Origin of the sequence: Methylobacterium sp. Leaf112, from assembly GCF_001423295.1 — a bacterium.
In the GTDB taxonomy this organism is placed as follows: Bacteria; Pseudomonadota; Alphaproteobacteria; order Rhizobiales; family Beijerinckiaceae; genus Methylobacterium.
Genome location: NZ_LMNG01000012.1, coordinates 77,547 through 94,241 on the forward strand (window position 1 = coordinate 77,547; position 16,695 = coordinate 94,241).

General features: G+C 70.8%; 14 protein-coding genes. 9 read left to right on the forward strand and 5 right to left on the reverse strand.

The annotated features are described in order from the left end of the window. The first annotated feature begins 36 nt into the window (after positions 1-36). From ASF52_RS07135 to ASF52_RS07145, 3 genes are all read left to right on the forward strand, one after another. Positions 37-2,241 (forward strand): COG4223 family protein, encoded by a 2,205-nt coding sequence (locus ASF52_RS07135; RefSeq protein WP_056169853.1) that lies wholly within the window; start codon positions 37-39, stop codon positions 2,239-2,241. Between the two features lie 134 nt (positions 2,242-2,375). Continuing rightward, positions 2,376-3,974: a heme biosynthesis protein HemY gene (locus tag ASF52_RS07140; RefSeq protein WP_056169856.1), complete on the forward strand. Its 1,599-nt coding sequence runs from the start codon at positions 2,376-2,378 to the stop codon at positions 3,972-3,974. Between the two features lie 156 nt (positions 3,975-4,130). Continuing rightward, complete coding sequence (locus ASF52_RS07145; protein ID WP_056169859.1) at positions 4,131-5,258, forward strand: DUF2336 domain-containing protein; 1,128 nt, start codon at positions 4,131-4,133, stop codon at positions 5,256-5,258. Positions 5,259-5,283: 25 nt separating this feature from the next. Here ASF52_RS07145 and ASF52_RS07150 read toward each other — a convergent pair whose 3' ends face one another. The 3 genes from ASF52_RS07150 to ASF52_RS07160 all read right to left on the reverse strand — a co-directional run bounded on the left by ASF52_RS07150 (position 5,284) and on the right by ASF52_RS07160 (position 8,474). After that, positions 5,284-5,625 (reverse strand): DUF1491 family protein, encoded by a 342-nt coding sequence (locus ASF52_RS07150; RefSeq protein WP_056169862.1) that lies wholly within the window; start codon positions 5,623-5,625, stop codon positions 5,284-5,286. A 34-nt stretch (positions 5,626-5,659) separates the two neighbouring features. Beyond that, complete coding sequence (locus ASF52_RS07155; protein WP_056169865.1) at positions 5,660-6,430, reverse strand: peptidoglycan-binding domain-containing protein; 771 nt, start codon at positions 6,428-6,430, stop codon at positions 5,660-5,662. Between the two features lie 103 nt (positions 6,431-6,533). After that, complete coding sequence (locus ASF52_RS07160) at positions 6,534-8,474, reverse strand: PAS domain-containing sensor histidine kinase (protein WP_056169869.1); 1,941 nt, start codon at positions 8,472-8,474, stop codon at positions 6,534-6,536. A gap of 398 nt (positions 8,475-8,872) precedes the next feature. On the opposite strand from ASF52_RS07160, the gene ASF52_RS07165 reads away from it, so the two are divergent. The 4 genes from ASF52_RS07165 to ASF52_RS07175 all read left to right on the forward strand — a co-directional run bounded on the left by ASF52_RS07165 (position 8,873) and on the right by ASF52_RS07175 (position 12,175). Beyond that, positions 8,873-9,160: a hypothetical protein gene (locus tag ASF52_RS07165; protein ID WP_056169872.1), complete on the forward strand. Its 288-nt coding sequence runs from the start codon at positions 8,873-8,875 to the stop codon at positions 9,158-9,160. 83 nt (positions 9,161-9,243) lie between these two features. Beyond that, on the forward strand, positions 9,244-10,290 hold the full coding sequence (gene cydB, locus ASF52_RS07170; RefSeq protein WP_056169875.1) for a cytochrome d ubiquinol oxidase subunit II: 1,047 nt from the start codon (positions 9,244-9,246) through the stop codon (positions 10,288-10,290). Beyond that, positions 10,287-10,460: a hypothetical protein gene (locus tag ASF52_RS22485; RefSeq protein WP_156368925.1), complete on the forward strand. Its 174-nt coding sequence runs from the start codon at positions 10,287-10,289 to the stop codon at positions 10,458-10,460. Before cydB ends, ASF52_RS22485 begins: the two co-directional genes overlap by 4 nt. Positions 10,461-10,639: 179 nt before the next feature. Continuing rightward, a complete protein-coding gene (locus ASF52_RS07175) occupies positions 10,640-12,175 on the forward strand; it encodes a sensor domain-containing diguanylate cyclase (protein ID WP_244473736.1) in 1,536 nt (511 codons plus the stop codon). Positions 12,176-12,206: 31 nt separating this feature from the next. Here the strand turns inward: ASF52_RS07175 and dgcA are convergent, their stop codons facing one another. Both dgcA and dgcN read right to left on the reverse strand, forming a co-directional pair. Further along, positions 12,207-13,193, reverse strand: coding sequence for an N-acetyl-D-Glu racemase DgcA (gene dgcA / locus ASF52_RS07180; RefSeq protein ID WP_056169878.1), 987 nt, complete (start codon positions 13,191-13,193; stop codon positions 12,207-12,209). Next, positions 13,190-14,212, reverse strand: a complete 1,023-nt coding sequence (dgcN, locus tag ASF52_RS07185; RefSeq protein WP_056169881.1) for an N-acetyltransferase DgcN — start codon at positions 14,210-14,212, stop codon at positions 13,190-13,192. Before dgcN ends, dgcA begins: the two co-directional genes overlap by 4 nt. Positions 14,213-14,412: 200 nt before the next feature. Here dgcN and maiA point away from each other — a divergent pair, with 200 nt between their 5' ends. Beyond that, entirely contained in the window at positions 14,413-15,057 is a 645-nt protein-coding gene (gene maiA / locus ASF52_RS07190; RefSeq protein WP_056170658.1) for a maleylacetoacetate isomerase, read from the forward strand. A gap of 139 nt (positions 15,058-15,196) precedes the next feature. Further along, the gene (locus ASF52_RS07195) at positions 15,197-16,528 is read left to right on the forward strand and encodes an NAD(P)/FAD-dependent oxidoreductase (protein ID WP_056169883.1); all 1,332 of its coding nucleotides are present in this window, start codon (positions 15,197-15,199) and stop codon (positions 16,526-16,528) included. The last annotated feature ends 167 nt before the right edge of the window (positions 16,529-16,695 follow it).

Sequence of the window (16,695 nt, forward strand, 5' to 3'; positions counted from 1 at the left end):
GTGACGACGGCAGCGTCGGGAAGGGAGCAACGAACCGTGAAACCACCCAACAGCGACGCCAACCGCCCGGGCAATGCGTCCGGCACGCGCCCGCCCGAGCCGGCAAAGCCGAACGCACCGACGTCGAACGCCCTTGGTGCCAAGCCGGATGCGTCGCCGAGCAAGCCCGATGCCCCGAAGACCGCCCCCCCCACGAGTGACACCAAGCCCGCCGTTGCGGGTGTCGGCCAGCCGGGTGCGCCGAAGCCGCCCGAAGCGTCCAAGGACGCCCAGCCCGTGGGCAAGGATGCCAAGCCGCTGGACGGCGTCAAATCCCCCGACGCCCCGAAAGCCGCTGCGTCCGGCGTGCTGGGTGGCGACAAGCCCGCGGACGTGAAGCCGCCGGAGCCGGCAAGGTCCGCCGACTTGTCGAAGGACGCGAAGCCGGAGATCGGCAAGAGCGAGGTGGGCAAGAGCGAGCCGCCGAAGCCGGACGCTTCCAGGGAACCCCCCAAGGATTCGCCGAGGACCGCGACCTTCCCGAGCGGCGCGCAGGGCGCGGCAAAGCCGTCCGGTGGGGCGACGGACGGTCCGATCATCGATCTGAAGGCCAAGCGACTGCCCGATCCGGCACCGGCCCAGAAAGCGTCGGCGACGGGCGCCGGCATCATGCCGGGTGTCGCCACCAAGCCGGCGGACGCCAAGCCCGGAGATGGTGCCAAGCCTGGAGATGGTGTCAAACCCGACGCCGGCACCAAGCCTTCGGATACCGGCAAGTTTGGCGAGACTCCCAAGGCGGCCGATCCGAAAGCCGGGTCCGGCGGAACCACGCCGAAGATCGCGCCGACGCCTCCGCTAACACCGGCGGCGCGTGGGCCGGGCTTCGGCTCCGTCGCCACCGCCGGCCTTCTCGGCGGCGTCATCGGAGCCGGTCTGCTGTTCGCCGTCGAACGCGCGGGCGTGCTGCCTCAGGCCGACGACGGACGCCTCGCCGCCCTCGATCAGCGCATCGCGGCGCTGGCGCCGAAGGACGAGGTCGCGCGCCTGTCCCAGCGCGTTGCCTCCAACGAGACCGCCCTCAAGGCGGTGCCGGAGGCCGTCTCCACGGCCCGCGAAGCCCTGCAGAAGGCCAGCGCCGCGCCGGTTCCCAGCGGCGACGGCACCGCGCCGCAGGCGACCGCGACCCTGCCGCCCGACGTCGCCGCGCGCCTCGACAGCCTCGACCAGCGTGTCTCGGCCCTCCAGGAGGAGCCAGGCCAGCAGGGCGGCGAGGCCCGCATGGCGGTGGCGCCCGCGAACAACGACACCGCGCAGGTGACGGCCCTCGCCGAGCGCCTGAAGGCGGTGGAGGCCCAGATCGCCGCCGTGCCGAAGCCCACGGAGCAGCCCGACCTGACCCCGAAGCTCGCGGCGCTTCAGACCGCCCTCGATGACCGGGCCAAGGCCAATGCCGAGGCGATCAAGACCAACGCCGAGGCGACGCGCACCCTCGGCCAGAAGCTCACGGACGCGCAACAGGCCCTCGACGCCAAGGTCCAGGCCGCCACCCAGGCGAGCCAGCAGGCGGCGGAAGCCGGCAAGACTCAAGCCGCGGAAGCCGCCAAGGGCATCGAGCGTCAGGTTCAGACCCAGCTTCAGGCACAGGGCGACAGGATCGCCGGCCTCGACAAGGCCCTGTCCGAGCGCGCCGAGGTCGCCACCGTTCAAGCCGCCCTGCGGGTGGTCTCGGCCGACCGGATCGTGACCGCCCTGAACGCCGGAACGCCCTACGCCGACGCCCTTTCCGCACTGCGCAACTACGAGCCGGGTGATCCGGCCCGGCTCACCGCCGTGGCGGTCTTCGCCGATCGCGGGGCCCCGACGGCCCGCACCCTCGCGGCCGAATTCCGCACCGTGTCCGAGAAGATCGCGGCGGCCCGCCGCTCCGCACAGGTGCGTTCGGTGGCCGAGACCGGCGATTTCAGCCAGAAGCTGATGAGCATGGCCGAATCCATCGTGCAGGTGCGCAAGGTCGATGGCGCGGCGCCGTCGGCGCAGGGCGCAGCGCCCGCGGCCGACCCGCTGCCGAAGGTGCAGGACGCCCTCGACCGGGGCGCCGTCGCGGAAGCCGCCCAGGCCTTCGCGGCCTTGCCGGAGGATGTCCGCGCCCAGGCCGGCGAGTTCGGGACCAAGCTGAAGTCCCGCGCAGCGGCCGGCGAGGCGGCGCAGGCTCTGCTCGCGGAGGCCTTCAAGGGCCTGCCCGCGGCGGGCCGGTCGCGGTAAGGCACGGTCCCGTCGCGGCGGTATCCCCGCCCGATGCCGCCAACGAATGAATCGACGGGAGCATCCGAAGCTCCCGTTCCCGGATTACGGCGCCGCCGGCTCGACCGGCCCCACGCCCAGGAGTTTCTGATCCCATGTGGCGCGCTCTCGCCTTCCTGGCCCTCCTCGCCGTCGCCGCCTACGGCGCGACCTGGGTCGCCGACCATCCCGGCTCCGTCACCATCGTGTGGAACGGCTACGAAGTCGCCACCAGCCTCGCCATCGCGCTGATCGGCGTCCTCATCGCCGCCATCGTGGTCGGCTTCATCTGGGCCATCGTGCGCGGTCTCATCACCCTGCCGGAGGCCCTGGTGCGCGGCTCGCGCGACCGGCGCCGGGCCAAGGGCTACTCGGCCCTGTCGCGCGGCATGGTCGCGGTGGGCTCCGGCGATCCCATGGCGGCGCGGCGCCACGCCAACGATGCCGAACGACTGCTCGGTGCCGAGCCCCTCGCCCTGCTGCTGAAGGCCCAGGCCGCACAGATTTCCGGCGACCGCGAGGCCGCCGAATCGGCGTTCCAGCGCATGGTCGACGATCCCGAGACCCGGGTGCTCGGCCTACGCGGCCTCTTCGTCGAGGCCCGTCGCCGCGAGGACGACGTGTCCGCCCGTGCCTACGCGGCCGAGGCCGCGCGCCTCGCTCCGAGCGTCACCTGGGCCAACGAGGCCGTTCTGGAAGCCCAATGCGCCGACGGCGATTGGAGCGGCGCGTCGGAAACCGTCGAGCGCCGGGCCTCCCTAGGCCTCATCGAGAAGGGTCTCGCCCGCCGTCAGCGCGCCGTGCTCCTCACCGCGGCCGCGCAGGAGCGCGAAGCCGGCGAGCCGGAAGCCGCCACCGAGCGGGTACTTCGGGCGGTCAAGCTCGCCCCCGACCTCGTACCGGCGGCGGCTCTGGCCGGGCGCCTGCTCGCGCGCCGCGGCGACCTGCGGAAGGCCGCCAAGATCATCGAGGCCGCGTGGCGCGCCGGTCCGCATCCGGATCTCGCCAAGGCCTACCTGACCCTGCGCACCGGCGATTCCGTGCGCGACCGCCTCGCCCGCGCCGAGACCCTGGCCCGGCTGTCGTCGTGGCATCCCGAGGCTCGCCTCGCCATGGCCCAGGCGGCCTACGAGGCGCGCGAGTTCACCCAGGCCCGCGAAGCCCTCGCACCGCTGCTGGCCGACCGGCCCTCGGTGCGGGCCTGCCTCGCCATGGCGCGCCTGGAGGAGGCCGAACACGGCGCCGGCACGGGCCGCTCGCGCGAGTGGCTCTCCCGTGCGGCCCATGCCCCGCGCGACCCCCTGTGGATCGCCGACGGCATCGCATCGGAGCGCTGGGCCCCCGTCTCTCCCGTCACCGGCCGCCTCGACGCCTTCGTGTGGAAGACCCCGACGGAGGTTCTGGCCGGCCCGTCGGAGAGCGGGACGGACGAGGCCGAGCCGCCGGAGGGGGCGATCTTGCCCATCGAAGTCGCAAAGCCCCTGGACGCCGCGAAGCCCACGGAACCGGCCCGACCGCCGGAGTCCGCCAAGCCACCGGTGCCGGCCCAGCCGCCGGTGCCTGCTGGATTGAACGGTACGACGCCCTCCCCCGCGGCGTCCGGCATTCCCGCCGCCTCTAACCCGATGCCGGCCGGCACGTCGACACCCGTGGTCCTTCCAATGCCCAAGGCCGTGGACAAGGCGGCCGACGGGAAGGATCGCCGCATCGTGTGAGACGTCTCGACCGCACGGCGGATCACGGGTCGATGGACACCCTGTGATCTGCGGGGATGACGCAGGACGACACGCGCCCACCCCCGGGGGTTTAAAGGCTGATTCACGCAAACACGCTAAGTCTCGGGACAGCGAGTTCTGCGTAATCGAAGTGCCATGCACCCATCTGTCGACGATGCGCCGGACCTCTCCGGCCTGATCGAACTGTCGCGCCTCGACACCCTCGATCTGAAACCCGTGATCCTGCGCGTGCAGACGGATCTGTTCCTGTCCGCACCGTTCCGCGACCGGAAGACCCTCGAAGCGTTCGAGGCCTTGGCCGGCGGCCTTATCCCCATCGTCGACGAGGAGACCGCCGAGATCGTTGCGCGCAAGCTCGCGGCCTTCCCGGAAACGCCGCCCGGCATCCTTGCGATCCTGGCCGCGCGCGGCGGGGCCGTCCGCGACGCCGTGATCGCGCAGGCGCCCACCCTCACCCCGACGGTGATCGAGGCTGCGCTCTCCGACGGCACGGATCTGGGCGGCGCCATCGCGGCGCGTCCCGACATCGACCGGAGCACCGTCAACGCCCTGTCGGCCCGTGCGGTCGGCGAAGTCGACCTGGCGCTCGCGGGCAACACGCACATCGTCCTCGGGGCCGAGACCCTGGCCCGCCTCGTCGGGCGCGGACGGCGGTCGGCCGACCTCGGCCGGGCGCTCCTGGCGCGCACGGACCTCGTCCCGGCGGACCTGTCGCCCCTGTTCCTCTACGCCGACGAAGCCCGGCGCGACGCCATTGGCGAGGCGGTGGCCGCGACCGCGGCCCTGCGCCCATGCCCGCCGCCGCCGCGCGAGGCCGGCGCGATCCTGACAGGCTTCTCGGGACGCGGCGACATCGCCGGCTTCATCGGAGCGCTCGCCGAGATGCTCGGCCTGCGCCGGGATTTCCTGGCCGCGACGCCGGACCCGCACCTGCGCTACGACCTGCTCACCCTCGCCCTGCGTGCCGCGGGCCTTCACGAGGAGGAGGCCGTCTACGTCTTCCTGACCCTCAACGAGACCGTGGCCCGCTCCGTCGACCGGGTGTTCGACCTGGTGAAGCTGTTCCGCAAGGTTCAGCGCCCCGCCGCGCGCAGCCTGCTCGCCGCCATTCTCGACACCGCCCTGCCCGAGCGCGCGGGCGATGCACGGGCGCACCAGCCCTACAACGCCCCCGACGCCGCGCGCCCGCGCGTCTCGCCGGCCGCCGCCGAGCGCGCGCCCCTTCGCCCCGCCCTCCCCGGTCGCCTGCGCCAGAGTTCCTGAGCGTTCCTCGACGGGCGGAGCGCGCCTACTCGGCCAGATCGAGGAGGTGCCGGCCGGCGCGATCGTCGATCTCGACGATCCAAAGATCGTGATCGAACCGCACCTCCTTGCCGATGCGGAGCTCGACATCGGCGGGCTCGGCCTCGCGCATCAGTGCGACGAAGCGCCGATCCATGTCGCCGTCCGTATCGACGAGGGATTGGGGCGCCGGCCCGTAGAGGTCGGCGCGGCCGTCGAGGCGGTCGACCTTTACGAAGATCGCCCCCGCTTCCGCCGCGCCGCGCCGCCGCTGGACGGCGGCGATGCCCTCGATGCCGAGACGGCGCAGATGGGCCGAGACCCAGAAATCCGAACGCAGACGAGCCATCGCCCGGCTATAGCGGGATTTCCCGCGAAAGCGATCAGCCCGGCGATGCGGCGGCGCGAGCCGCGAGTTCGCGCAGGGTGCGGCCGGCGGGCTGGCCCTTCACCGGAAGCTTGCGGTCGCGCTCGAACCGCTCGATGGCCGCCCGAGTGCCGGTGCCGAGGACGCCGTCCGCCTTGAGGGGTCCGTAGCCGAGCTTGACCAGGGCACGCTGCGCCTTCGCCACCGCCGGATCGGCCTTCGGCGTAACGGACGCCGTGGTCTCGCCCTCGCGGATGATCTCCCCGATGGTGTCGCGGGAGACCGGACGCGGCGCGGGCTGGATGAGGGCGATCCGCGCAGGTTCGGACTTCGGTGCATCCGGCTTCGACGGCTCGGCGCTGGCGGGGTCCGCCTTGGCGGATGTCTGTGGAACCGCCGCCTTCGGAACGGCCGCCCTCGCCGCTTCGCCGGCATCGGCCCGGTTCGCCTCGATCCGGCGGGCGGGCGGCTTCTCGGCGATCGGGCGCGGCGCGGACGCGATCGGGCGCGGCGCGGGCTTGGGGAAGATCGGGGCCGGATGACGGCCCATCTGATAACCCAGCGCATTCAAGGAGATGAATCCCGCGGCACCGACGACGACGACGAAGCCGAGAACATCGCCGGGTCGCGTCACGCACAGGCGACCGGCCCAACGCACGACAGCGCCGAGATCGGACCGCCATCCGCCCGGCCGTGCGCTCGCGCCGGCGCGCTGACGCCGGGTGGCGGCATCGGCCCGGGGTCCGCGCGGCTGGGGCGGGACGATGATCTCGCGCTGATCGCGCATGGCGGCTCCCTCAAACTGGGCCGCCCCACCCGCGCACGGGACGCGGATGGGGGGTCGGGGCAAGCGGCCGGGTCCGGCCGCTCTGGGTGACGATGGGCCGGTCCTATCCGGCACGCCGCAGGGGCGAACCTCCGTCGGGCACGTAGCTCTCGCGGACGGGCTCGGACGAGGCCTCGAACAGGCCGATGGGCCGACGGATCGGCGCCGGCGACCGCGCCGTGTCTGTGGCGCCGGGAACGCGTGAAGCCGTGCGGATCGGGGCCGGACCGGCGAGGTTGGCCTGCGTCCGGCAGGTCACCGGCAGGGTGACGATGACGCTCGTGCCCTGGCCCGGAACACTCTCGATGGCGATGGCGCCGCTGTGCAGGCCGACGAGCCCCTGGACCACGGAGAGACCGAGGCCCGTGCCCTCGTGCGAGCGGCGGGTGTCGCTCTGAGCCTGGAAGAAGGGGTCGCCGACCCGGGGCAGATCGTCGGCCGCGATGCCGATTCCGGTGTCGGTGACGATGAGATCGAGGTGATGGCCAGCCTGCCGGATGGCGACCTCCACCCGCCCGCCGGACGGCGTGAACTTCACGGCGTTCGACAGGAGGTTGATCATCATCTGCCGGCAGGCGCGCAGGTCGGCCGTGATGTGGATCGGTGCGGTATCGTCGGAGCGGACGAGGACCACGCCGGCCTTCACGGCCCTGAGCTGCATCAGGTCGCAGCAGGTCCGCACGAGGGCGTTGAGGTCGAAGGTCTCCGGCGCGTAATCGAAGTGGCCGCTTTGGATGCGGGACATGTCGAGGAGCGTGTTGACCACGTCGAGGAGGTGCTTGCCCGAATCACCGATGATCACGGCGTATTCCCGGCTCTGCTCCGGTCCGATGGTCATCGCGCCCTCGCCCGCCAGGACTTCCGAGAACCCGATGATGGCGTTGAGCGGCGTGCGCAGCTCGTGGCTCACGGTGGCGAGGAAGCGGCTCTTCACCTCGTCGGCGCGCTCGGCCTCGGCGCGGGCGCGCTCCAATTCCTCGGCGTGGCGGCGGTGCTCAGTGACGTCGCGGGTCACGGCGACGACGCTCGAGCCGGAAGCCAGGGCATTGGGCAGGCCTGTGCGGGCGGCGTCGATGCGGTGGGCCCGCATCTCGGCGAAGATCACGCGGGGGGCCCCCTCGGCCCGCACAGCGGCGGCGTCGAGTTGGAGACGGAACTGCACCGTGGCGGGCACGCCGTGAGCGGCGACGTCGCTGAGGGTCTGAAGCAGGGCCGGCCGGTCGCCGACATGAACGCGCTCCAGGAGGCCGTGACCGCGCAGGCGGCTTGCCTCGGCGCCGATGAAGCGGGCCGACGACGCGCTGGCCTCGATGACGCGTCCGTTGCAATCGTGCCAGGTCACGAGGTCGTCGATGGCCGACAGGAGCATGCGATCGCGCAGTTCGTTGTCGCGCAGCTTGGCGAGCCACCGGCCTTCGTGGCGGAAGTGCTCGATGGCCTGGGCGGTGATGTGGCCGATGGCCGTGATGGCGAAGACCGGCATGGCGAGGGTCCGGGACCATTCCATCAGGACGCCGCTGACGCCGAGCGGCGGCAGGAACGCGACGGCGAGCGCCCCGAGGGCCGCCACGATGGCGGCCGCGAGGGTTGCCCGGCGCGAGCCCGAGACCACGGCCTCGAGGGGAATCGCCACGAGCCAGATGGCGGCGGCGGAGTTGGCGCCGCCCGTCATCATCGCGAGGCAGACCACGAGGCCGGTGAGGCCGGCCGACGAGATCGCGTGCGCCACCCAGAGGATGCCGGTGCGCGACAGGAGGACGGCGGCGAAGACCGGGAGCAGCAGGCTGGCGATGGCGAGGGCCTCGATGCCGCTCGGCACGCCCCGCAGAAGCAGGTAGGGCGGCAGACCCAGCATCATCACCAAACCGGTGGCCAGGCGCGAGACGAGGAAGCGCTCATGACGAAACCGCACGGCGGCGTCGTCGATCACCGACTCATGGACGAGACCCGCCAAACGGGTATCGATGAGGGACGCCAGGGCACCGTAGATACGCAATACCGACACGCACAGCGCGGATGGAGGCCTTACCGGCCCGTCCGACGCCCCTTGGTTCGACTTGAACTCGGGCTCGACCTGAACTCGACTGACCGAACCGTCGCAGAGCCGACTTAAGCGAGTCTTGCGAGGGGGGTGCCGCACGTCTCCACATGCTTTCCGGAAAGTAACCGCATCGTCCGAGACGGATGGCTCTCGCGGCGGCACGCCCGAAAAATCCGGTGACGCCCGGCTCCAGATCGTATCGGCCCCACAAAGCCGACGACGCTTTCGATCTCAGACCCAATAAAACGCCGTTCACCATCGCGACGAGTCGTGTCGACCGGCTCATGTCTGCTTTACCACTCGCGTGCGTTCCTGGAGTTCACGCTGTTCGTCGCCGCCCCGTACGGACCCTGGACCGAGCCATGCTGTTCCTCATCCGTGCCGCCGTGGTGATCGGCGGCCTGTCCTACCTCGCGCTCCTGAGGGACCGCCCGGACGCCGTGCCGACCCTCCCGGCGGTGTCGCCGCAGGCGCCGGCCCACGCTCTCGCGGCCGCCTTCGACGCGATGCCGGCGGAAACGCGCGAACAACTGGTGCGCGAAGGGGTGGACGGCCTCGTCCGGCGCCTCGGCACGACCCGTCCGGCCTCCGCCGATACCTTGGCCGAGGCCGACCGGCAGCCGCCGTGGCGGGGCGTCGCGTCGCGGTAGCGCCCCGGCGGGGTCCGGTTGGCATTGCGGGGATCGTGCGGCTAAACCTGCTGTCGGGAGTATGACGACGGGGGCGCGGTCGGATGTTCGGATTCGGCATGGACTACGAAGGGCCGGCCTTCTGGCTGCCGCTGATCTGGTCGGGACTGCTCGCGCTCGCGGTCGCCATGTACGTGGTCATCGACGGGTTCGACCTCGGCGTAGGCATCCTCTTCACCGCCGCTCGGAAGGGGAATTGGCGCGACCGGATGATGCTCTCCGTGGCGCCGATCTGGGACGGCAACGAGACGTGGCTGGTGCTCGGCGGCGGCGGCCTGTTCGCGGTGTTCAGCGTCGCCTACGCGATCCTGCTGCCGGCCCTCTACCTGCCGTTGATCCTCATGCTCATCGCGCTGATCTTCCGGGGCGTCGCCTTCGAGTTCCGGTTCAAGGCGGAGCGTTCGCAGGCGCTGTGGGACTACGCCTTCCATTACGGCTCCCTGGTGGCGACCTTCGCGCAGGGACTGGTACTCGGTGCCTTCGTGCAGGGCTTCCTGACGGAGGGGCGCGGCTTCACCGGCGGGACCCTCGACTGGCTGACCCCGTTCAGCGTGATGACGGGGATCGGCCTCGTTTGCGGCTACGGGCTGCTCGGGGCCACCTGGTGCGTGATGAAGACCTCGGGCGAGCTCGAGATCTGGGCGCGCCGCAAGAGCCGGCAGTTTCTTCTCGCCACCGTCGCCTGCATGGCCATCGTCAGCGCCTGGGTGCCGTTCCTCGGCCTCGACATCCAGTGGCGTTGGGTGTCCTGGCCCAACATCCTCTACGTCGCGCCCGTGCCGGTGGTGACGGCCTTGGTGGCCTGGGGCATCCACCGCGCCCTCGCGGGAGGACGACATCTCGCGCCGTTCCTCCTCGCCATCGCGCTGTTCCTGCTCGGGTTCCTCGGCCTCGCCATCAGCCTGTTCCCCTACATCGTGCCGCCACGCATGACGATCTGGCAGGCCGCCAACGCCGTCAGCGCCCTGCAATTCGCCCTCGTCGGCTATGCCGTGGTCATGCCCTTGACCCTCGCCTACACGGCCTACGCCTACTGGGTGTTTCGCGGCAAAGTCGCCGAGGACATTCAGGCGGGGGGTTACGGACATTGAGGGACGCCGGACGCGGCGCCGACCCCGGCGGGAGCGGCTCGGAGGGTAACGAATCCTCGGGTGCGTCGGGGCGAAACCGGCGCATGCTGTGGTTCGTGGTGTTCTACGCGGTGAGTCTCATCTCGTTTACCGCCCTCGTCTATGCCCTGCGCTTCATCGTGCGCGGGTAGGTCCGATGGATACCTGGCGACGATCGCTTCGCGAAATGGACTTCGCTCGACACGATCGTACGCACCACTGAAACCTTCGCTTCATTCCCTCGTGCTACCCTTGGGTTGTGTGGATGCGGACACGGAGGTAGCGTGTGGTGGCTCGTCGGCGGCGCATCCTTTCGGCGATCGGCCTGCTCGTGCTTCGCTTGCCTACGCTCCGCCTGGGGCGCCTCGGGATCGCCCTCGGAATTCTCGCGCCGATCGGGATGCTTCTCGTGTCCGGGATCATGCTGCTCGACCTGCGCCGCGATGCCTGGAGCAAGGCCGAGCAGAATTCGAAGAACCTTCTCCAGGTTCTCGAACGCGACATTGCCCGCAACATCGAAATCATCGACCTGTCCCTCCAGGGCGTCATCGACAACCTGCGGGAACCCGGCGTCGCGCAGGCGACCCCGGAGATGCGGCAGCTCATCCTGTTCGACCGGGCCATCTCGGCGCGAGACATGGGCGTGATGCTCGTCCTCGACGAGCATGGCGAGAGCATCGTCGATTCCGGGGCCGTGCCGGCGCGCAAGCTCAACAATTCGGCGCGCGCCTACTTCCAGGCACACCGGGCGCGCGCCGATCTCGGCCTCGTGATCAGCGGCCCCATCGTGTCGCAGCTTCTCGGAACCCAAGTCCTCGTCCTCAGCCGCCGCATCGACAAGCCGGACGGCTCGTTCGGCGGTGTCGTTCTGGGCTCGCTGAAGCTGACGTACTTCAGCGGGTTGTTCGAGGATATCGGTCTCGGGCGCCTCGGCACCATCGCGCTGTATCTGCGCGACGGCACACGCATCATGCGTTATCCGTTCGACGGAGACACCATCGGCAAGAGCTTCGCCGAGGTCCCGAACTTCGTTCGCTTCGTCCGCGAAGGACGCGGCAGCTTCGTCAGCCGCACGTTCAGCGACGGGTTCGAACGGCATTACAGCTTCACGGGCATCGGCGATCATCCGATGCTCCTCAACGTCGCCCTGTCCCGCGACGAGGTCGAGGCCGAGTGGCGCGAGCACGCCCTCGTCCTCGGCCTCATCGTCCTCGTGCTGTGCGGCCTCACCGCCAGCCTCTCGCTGCTGTTCGGACGCGAGTTGCGCCGCCGCTCGGAGGCGCAGGCGGAGCTGGCCCGGCTGTCGCAGACGGATGCCCTCACGGGCCTGTCGAACCGGCGGCGCTTCGAGACGATGTTCGATCGCGCGTGGCGGAGTGCCGGGCACACCGGCGAACCGCTGTCCCTGCTCGTGGTCGATGCCGACCATTTCAAGCGCTACAACGACCGCTACGGCCATGCGGTCGGCGACGAGGTGCTGATCGGGCTGGCGCGCTGCCTCGCAGCCAGCGTTCACCGTCCCGAGGATCTCGTCTTTCGTGTCGGCGGGGAGGAGTTCGTCCTGCTCCTGCCGGAAACGGACTCGGCGGGTGCCCTACGGATCGCCGATCGCATCCACGCGGAGATGGCGACGCTGACGGTGGAGGCGGCGTCCCTGGGCGCGGGTTCGGTCACCGTGAGCATCGGCGCCGCGACCGTCGTGCCGACCCCCGGCGTCGGCAGCGCGACGGCCGATCTCTACAAACGCGCCGATATCGCGCTCTACGAGGCCAAGGCCGCCGGCCGCAACCAGACCCGCTGTGCTGCGCCTGACACGACGAGCCGGGCGCGTCGTTCGAGCCCGCTCCGGGTGGTCGGCGCGCCCTGAGGAGACCGGCGTGCGGGCAACGGCACCGAACCTACCCCCACAACTCCGGCGTCGGCGGGTGGATCAGGCTGCCGTCGAACACCAGGGCGGGGTCTCGGTCCCGGGCCAGAAGCAGCGGACCGTCGAGATCGACGAAATCGGCGTGGTGCGCCAGCAGCATGGCGGGCGCCATGGCGAGCGATGTTCCGACCATGCAGCCGATCATCAGGGAGAAGCCGCGGGCACGGGCCTCGTGGGCCAGCATCACCGCCTCGGTGAGGCCGCCGGCCTTGTCGAGCTTGATGTTGATGGCGTCGTAGCGGGTCGCCAGGGCGTCGAGGCCGGCGCGGTCGTGCAGGCTCTCGTCGGCGCAGATCGGGATCGGCCGCGGGATGGTGGCCAGGATCTCGTCCTCGCCCGCCGGCAGGGGCTGCTCGATGAGTTCGACTTGCGCCGCGACGCAAGCGGCGAGGTTCGCTTCCAGGGTCTCGGGCCGCCATGCCTCGTTGGCATCGACCACGAGGCGCGATCGGGGCGCCCCGCGGCGCACGGCGGCGATCCGGTCCGGGTCGCCCTCCCCCCCGAGCTTCACCTTGAGGAGCGGACGGGCGGTGGCCGCGCGGGCGGCGGCCTCCATGCTCTTCGGATCGCCGAGGCTGAGGGTGTAGGCGGTGGTGGCGACCTCGGGGGCACTGAGACCGGCGATCTCCCAGGCCGGGCGGCCGAGCTGCTTCGCCTCCAGGTCGAACAGGGCGCAATCGAGGGCGTTGCGGGCCGCGCCCGGCTTCATTGCGGTGAGCAGATCCGTCCGCGACGCCCCGGCCGCGATGGCATCGGCCTGCGCCAGGATGAGGTCACGCACGCTCTCCACGGTCTCGCCGTAGCGGGCGTACGGCACGCACTCGCCGCGTCCGACACGCCCCTCCGTATCCGTGATGGTGGCAAGGACCACGACGGCCTCCGTGCGGCTGCCGCGCGCGATGGTGAACGCCCCCGCGATGGGGAAGCGCTCGACGGCTGCGGTCAAGACCCGGCTCATGCGCTGGCCCCGGCCGGGAACTCGGCGACGAGGCGATCGACAATCTCGTCGACGCCGAAGCGCACGGGGTCGGTGGCCGGCAGGCCGTGCTCGCGGGCCAGATCGGCGAGCAGCGTCCGGGCGGCGCCCTCTTCCAGGCTCTGGGTGTTCACCGCGATCCCCACGGGGCGGATGTCGGGATTGGTGAGGCGTCCGAGTTGCACCGTGAGGTCGATGACCTCCCGGATCGTCGGCAGAGGATGCTGCACCCCCCGCATGGCGGTGCGGCTCGGCTCGTGGCAGACGATGAACGCGTCGGCCTGCGCTCCATGCAGCAGCCCGAGGCTGACGCCGGCGAAGGACGGGTGGAACAGGGAGCCCTGCCCTTCCAGAAGGTCCCAATGGTCGGGCGCGGCCGCCGGGGCGATCCACTCGACGGCGCCGGAGATGAAGTCCGCCACCACGGCGTCGATGGCGACGCCACGTCCCGAGATGAACACGCCGGTCTGGCCCGTAGCGCGGAAATCCGCGTCGAGGCCGCGATCCCGCATGCCGCGCTCGAGCGCCAGCACCGTGTACTTCTTGCCCACCGAGCAGTCGGTGCCGACGCTGAGCAGGCGCTTGCCGGGACGCTTCGTGCCCTTGCCCGTGGCGAAAGTCTCGGAGGTGTGGCGCACGTCGTGGAGCTGGCGCCCGTTGGCCTCGGCCGCCGCCGCGATGGCCGGCACGGCGCCGAGGCGGGCGTGCAGCCCGCTGGCGATATCGAGGCCGGCCTCCAGCGCCGCGACGATCTCCGAGACCCAGTGGTCGGGCAGGACGCCCCCCGCGTTAGCGACACCGATCACCATCGTGCGGCAGCCCTTCTCCACGGCTTGCGCGAGGGTGAGGTCGGGAATGCCGAGATCGGCGGCGCAGCCGGGCAGACGCATCTGGCCGACGCACCATTCGGGACGCCAATCCTTGATGCCGTAGGCGGTCTTGGCCGCCAGGGTGTCGGGTACGTCGCCGAGGAACATGAGGTAGGGCGTCTCGATCTGCATGCTCGTCCATCCCTGGGGCCGCGCGCCCGCGTCTTCAGCGTCGGTCCGCTATGCGCGAGGAATCCCGCGCTGCCAAATTCGCCTGCGACAAAGCAGGATCACGGCCACCGCATCGGTTTCATGACGGTCCCCGGCGGAGGGGGTTGCGGTCCGGAGCGATGTCGGGTGTGGTCGCGCATCGCCACGGAGAGACGACGCGCGTGAAGATGTACGGCAACTGGCGCTCGGCCGCCGCCTTCCGGGTGCGGATCGCCCTCAACCTCAAGGGCATCCCCTGCGAAGAGACCTTCATCGATCTCGATGCGGGCGACCAATTCAAGCCAGAGTTCCTGGCGATCAACCCGCAGGGCGCGGTGCCGGCCTTCTTCGACGGCGACGGGCCGCCCCTGACCCAGTCGCTCGCCATCCTCGACTATCTCGAGGACATCCACCCCGCCGTGCCGCTGCTGCCGGCCGATCCGCGCGCCCGTGCCCGCGCCCGCTCGCTCGCCCAGGTGGTGGCCTGCGACACCCACCCGCTCTATGTGCCCCGGGTGCGCAACTACCTCATGCAGGCCTACGACATCCCGAAGGACCGGATGATGGGCTTCGTGCGCCACTGGTTCGAGAGCGGGTTGAAGACCCTCGAGACTCGCCTGACCCAGGAGCCTGGGACCGGACGCTACGCGCAAGGCGACGCGGTGAGCCACGCCGACCTCTGCCTTGTCAGCCTCTGGGTCGGCACCGGCATCTTCGGAGTGGAGACCGCGCCCTACCCGACGGTCCGGCGCATCGCGGAGGATTGCCTGTCGCAGGAGGCCTTCGCGCGGGCGCACCCCCTGCGCCAGCCCGGCGCGCCTGCCTGACGCATAATTTTCTTTGACCCGAACGGGCTCACCCCAAATATAAGCGTTCTAAGAATGGGCGGTGCCCCCGGCGCCACACGGCGTTCACGCTGGCTCGACATCCGCCCCCTTCCTTGACGAGACGCAGGACGACAAACGCATGGTACCGGGCGAATCCGTGGAAAACCTGCATCGCATCGTGGTCGTCGGCGGCGGCGCGGCGGGCCTTCAGCTGGCGACGAAGCTCGGCGACGCGCTGGGCAAGTCCGGCAAGGCCCACGTCACCCTCGTCGACCGCGCGCGCACCCATATCTGGAAGCCGCTGCTGCACGAGGTCGCCGCCGGCAGCCTCGATGTCGGCCACCACGCGGTGGATTACCTCCACCACGCCCACCGCCACCATTTCCGCTACCGCATCGGCCAGATGACCGGTCTCGACCGGGCGACGCACACGATCCAGCTCGCCGCGAGCCACGACGCGGAGGGGCGCGAGGTCACGCCCGTGCGGTCCATCGGCTACGACACCCTGGTGCTCGCGGTCGGCTCCACCACCAACGATTTCGGCACGCCGGGGGTGAAGGAGAACGCCATCGCCCTCGACACGCAGGACCAGGCGGTGCGCTTCCACCAGCGCCTCGTCAACGGCATGCTGCGCGCCCACACCCAGGTCGGCCCCGTGCGTCCGGGCCAGCTCCACGTTACGGTGATCGGCGCCGGCGCGACGGGCACCGAGCTCGCGGCCGAGCTGCATCGGACCACCCGCGACGTGGCCTCCACGGGCCTCGACCGGATCGACCCGGACAAAGACCTCAAGATCACCCTGGTGGAGGCGGCCTCCCGCATCCTGCCGGCGGTGCCCGAGCGCCTGTCGCAGGACGTGGTGCGCCTGCTCGACAAGATCGGCGTCGAAGTGCGGATCAACGCCCGCGTCACCGAGGTCCGGGCCGACGGCGTGCAACTCGCCGACGGGGGCTTCATTCCGTCCGAACTCGTGGTCTGGGCCGCCGGCGTGAAGGCGCCGCCGTTCCTGCACGACATCGGCGGCCTCGAGACCACGCGCAACAACCAGCTCGTGGTGACGCCATCCCTGCAGACCACGCGCGACCCAGACATCTTCGCCATCGGCGACTGCGCCTACCTCGTGGAGAAGGGCTCGGATACGCCGATCCCGCCCCGCGCCCAGGCGGCGCATCAGCAGGCGAGCCATCTCATCAAGCTCATCCCCGCCAAGATCGCCGGCAAGCCGTTGAAGCCGTTCAAGTACCGCGACTTCGGCTCGCTGGTGTCCCTCGGCGAATACTCGACGGTGGGCAGCCTGATGGGCTTCGTGCGGGGCAAGAACATGTTCATCGCCGGGCTGTTCGCCCGGATGATGTACCGCTCGCTGTACAAGATGCACGAGCAGGCCCTGCACGGCACCGTGAAGACCGCCCTCGACGCCGTCGCCCGGGCCCTGACCCGCCGTACGGAATCGCGGGTGAAACTGCACTGAGGGTTTTTGGCTGATACGGTTTCCGGGTGATGACTTCGGTCGGTATTCACGCGACGTGCCCCCTCTCCTGGAAGGAGAGGGGGACCCGCGCGCCGGCACCCGAACGATCGAGCCGGAAACAGGATCAGCGAAGATATTCAACCGTAGGCCGCCGCCGGCTCGGGTCC